The sequence below is a fragment of the Mycobacterium sp. genome, assembly GCF_044370595.1.
In the GTDB taxonomy this organism is placed as follows: Bacteria; Actinomycetota; Actinomycetes; order Mycobacteriales; family Mycobacteriaceae; genus Mycobacterium.
Map to the genome: position 1 here is coordinate 1 of NZ_JBILVF010000227.1, position 3,517 is coordinate 3,517.

The window sequence follows — 3,517 nt, forward strand, 5'->3', positions numbered from 1 at the left end:
GTCGTTCCAGGCCTCGGGCTCGGCGCCCGGGCTGGGGCTGATACGCGGACAGGGACTGCCGGGACCCTTCGCTGCAGCTCCGCTCGGATTCAACGTCGTCACCTGGGATCCGCGTGGTGAGTTCGCTTCCGGTGGCATCCTGCAGCTGGACAATCCGTTCTACGAGGGCCGCGATGTCTCCGCCCTGATCGACTGGGCTCAGGCCAATACCCCGCTGCTGAATGAGGGCGGAAAACCCGACGTCGCGATGATCGGCGGCTCCTACGGCGGCGGTATCCAGATGAGCACCGTCGACCCGCGCATCAAAGCCATTGTGCCGGCCATCGCCTGGAACTCGTTCAACGAGTCGCTGTACCCGAACGAGGTGTTCAAGACCGCGTACGTCAACTCGCTCGCCTTGGGGCTCCTGGGCACCGGGGCGTCCTCGATCGACCGGATCAATTCCCAGATCACCCAGGGAATCATCACCGGCAATCTGTTCGGCTTCCTGTCCGAGACCGCACAGGCGGTGCTCGCCAGCAGCGGCCCGACCACGCTGCTGACCAAGCTGAATGCCCCGACGATGTACGTCCAAGGCACCGCCGACCCGCTGTTCCCGCTGCAGCAGGCCCTCGAAAACGCCCGGACCCAGCTTGAGCAGAACCCGTTCTTCGCCGGCCCCAACGCCGACCTGGTCAAGATGATCTGGTACTGCGGAGGCCATGGGTTCTGCACCTCCCAGACCCCGCAGCAGTTGGCCGCGCAGGCACAAGTGTTGTTCGTCGAGAACCTGCTTTGGGTGAATAAGTACACCAAGGGCTACCTCGCGGGGATCCCGGCGGTCATCGACCCGATCAACGGTCTGCTTTCTGCCATCGCACCGTTCCAGTGGTGGGATCAGAAGGGGACCGCGCTGGCCTCCTTCGCGGGCATGCCGTGGACGGCGGCCTTCCAGAACACGGCTCCGATCCTGGCCACCAAGGCCACCGGCGGCAACATCAACTCGTTCACCAGCAAGTCCGGTCCGCTGACCGAGGAGGACCCAGCCGGGGCGTCCTGCGCGACGGTGTCCAGGCTATGTGAGTTCCCGGCGAATCAGGTTTTCGCGACCAAAGCGAAGAACGCGGTCAATCTGGACATTCCCATCGCAGCGACTGATCCGAAGAACATCGTCGGTGCCCCCAAGGTGAGCTTCACCTACTCCGGGTTGGGTAACGCCAAGGCGATCTACGCACAGATTGTCGACAACGCCTCCGGTCAGGTGCTCGGAAACACCAACACGCCCATCCCGGTGACCCTGGACGGCAAGGAACACACGATCGAGAACTTCGAGATCGCCAACATCGCCTACACCGCGCCTTCGACCCCGGGTGCGGCTTTGACGCTGCAGTTCGTCGCCAACTCATCGCTCTTCCAGAACACCGCCGTCATCTGGAACGTGAACATTAGCGATATCTCGGTGAGCCTGCCGACCACGGGTACGGCCATTCCGAACCCCGTGCCGGGCTTGCTTCCCGCATAAGCCCTCGCTGGATTGGCTAGCGCCGCAAACGGTGTCGGCTCTTCGGGGCCGGGCGCTTGTTGCGCAGGATCGCCGCAGTCGGCTGTGGCGCACCGGCTTCGTCGTGCGGACCGGGTGCCCCGTCCTCGGTGAGCTCGTCGGCAACGATCTCGCCGGCGCCGGATTGTCTGACTGTGGTGACTGTGGCTTCGGTGACTGTGGCTTCGGTGACTGTGGCTTCGGTGACTGTGGCTTCGGAGTGGGTGTCCTCCTTCGAGGACGACGGATCGGCGCCGGTCTCCGCGGTCTCCGCCGGCTCGTCGGCCGGACTGCCGGTTGCGGCGGCTCGCTTCTTGCCGAACCGCGGCGCCCCCGGCTTCCTCGCCGCCTTGACCCTCGCCGCCTGGACCTTGGCCTTGACCTTGGCCGCCTTGACCTTGGCCGCCTTCGGAGGTTTGGGCGGGGCCGGAGGTTTCTCGGCCGCGAACGACAGGTACAGAGCGAGTACCGCCAGAATCGCGATCGCCGCGGCAGCGCCGTAGACAGCGAACAGGTAAGGGCCGCCGACCGCGAGGCGTAGCCAGATCTCCACAACGGCGGTCACCAGGATCAGCACTCCGGCGACCACGTGCAGCACGGCCGACCATGCCCGCAGTCGCAGCGCCAACTCCGGGGTCTTGGCTTTGCGGCTGAGCGCCAGGCGAAGTATCGCCAGTACCGGCATCGCCGCCAGGGCGATCGGGATCCCCGCGACGATCCGGCCCGCGGTGGCCACGGCGGTGGGGATGTCGCCGGTCAGCACCCACCAGCGCGGCAGCACGAATACCACGTACAACGCGACGCCGACCAGGAAAAGAGCCAGATGCAGTGCCTTCGCGGCGCGCAGGCTCATGCTCCTCCTCGAAATTCAAGGTCCGGGGTGCGACCAGAAGGGATCGCACCCCGGACCGGTGCGGAGGATAGGGGATTTGAACCCCTGAGGGCTGTTAACCCAACCCGCGTTCCAGGCGAGCGCCATAGGCCACTAGGCGAATCCTCCGTCGGCAATGGTAGCCGACCCGGTGGGTGGCCCTCGACCGGCTGTTCTGGCCCGACCGGCCGGTATTACACTCGCCATGGACCCCGCGCGGCGTCCAACCTGTGAACTCCCCCAGGGCTGGAAGGCAGCAAGGGTCAACGGGCTCTGGCGGGTGCGCGGGGTCCCCTTCTTCGGAAAGGCCCGGCGGTGTCGTTTCAAACCCTCAGCCGCGACGCATTGCAACTCCGGCACGACGAGCAGCGACGCAACTACGCCGACCTTCAGGGCAAGAAACTCGCCCTCGACCTCACCCGGGGTAAGCCGTCGGCCGCGCAACTCGACCTGTCCAACGCCCTGCTGGAGTTACCAGGCAGCGGCGACTTCCGCGACGCCGAGGGAACAGACACCCGAAACTACGGTGGCCAGCACGGCTTACCCGCCCTGCGCGCGGTCTTCGGCGAACTGCTCGGCATCCCGGTGCCCAACCTGATCGCCGGCAACAATTCCAGTCTGGAATTGATGCACGACGCCGTGGTGTTCGCGATGTTGCACGGCGCGGTGGACTCGCCCCGGCCGTGGGTGCGCGAGCCGGTGGTGAAGTTCCTCTGCCCGTCCCCGGGCTATGACCGGCACTTCGCGGTCACCGAGAGCCTCGGCGTCGAGATGATCACCGTCCCGATGCGCGACGACGGCCCCGACGTCGATCTGGTCGAAGAACTCGTCGATGCCGACCCGGCTATCAAAGGCATGTGGTGCGTTCCGGTGTTTTCCAACCCCACCGGTGCGGTCTACTCCTGGGAAGTGGTGCGTCGGCTGGTCCAAATGAACACCGCCGCAACGGATTTCCGGCTCTTCTGGGATAATTCCTACCCGGTGCACACGCTGACGCCGGAGTTTCCGCGGCAGGTGGACGTGCTGGGCTTGGCGGCCGCCGGCGGGCATCCCCACCGGCCGTATGTGTTCGCCTCCACCTCCAAGATCACCTTTGCCGGGGCCGGGGTCAGCTTCTTCGGCGGCTC

3 protein-coding genes, 1 tRNA gene and 1 other RNA gene are annotated in these 3,517 nt (G+C 65.8%); 3 read left to right on the top strand and 2 right to left on the bottom strand.

Annotated elements, in window-relative coordinates:
- A partial coding sequence (locus ADBZ5N_RS17975) for an alpha/beta hydrolase family protein (RefSeq protein WP_526259810.1) occupies positions 1-1,501 on the top strand: 1,501 nt, incomplete at its 5' end.
- Between the two features lie 16 nt (positions 1,502-1,517).
- Here the strand turns inward: ADBZ5N_RS17975 and lucA are convergent.
- Positions 1,518-2,372: a lipid uptake coordinator LucA gene (gene lucA, locus ADBZ5N_RS17980; RefSeq protein WP_526259812.1), complete on the bottom strand. Its 855-nt coding sequence runs from the start codon at positions 2,370-2,372 to the stop codon at positions 1,518-1,520.
- 61 nt (positions 2,373-2,433) lie between these two features.
- Positions 2,434-2,519: transfer RNA gene (locus tag ADBZ5N_RS17985), tRNA-Ser, on the bottom strand.
- A 75-nt stretch (positions 2,520-2,594) separates the two neighbouring features.
- On the opposite strand from ADBZ5N_RS17985, the gene ffs reads away from it, so the two are divergent.
- Positions 2,595-2,689: signal recognition particle sRNA small type (gene ffs / locus ADBZ5N_RS17990), an RNA gene on the top strand.
- Between the two features lie 16 nt (positions 2,690-2,705).
- Positions 2,706-3,517, top strand: an 812-nt coding sequence (locus ADBZ5N_RS17995; protein ID WP_526259814.1) for an aminotransferase class I/II-fold pyridoxal phosphate-dependent enzyme, incomplete at its 3' end; no start/stop codon positions are given.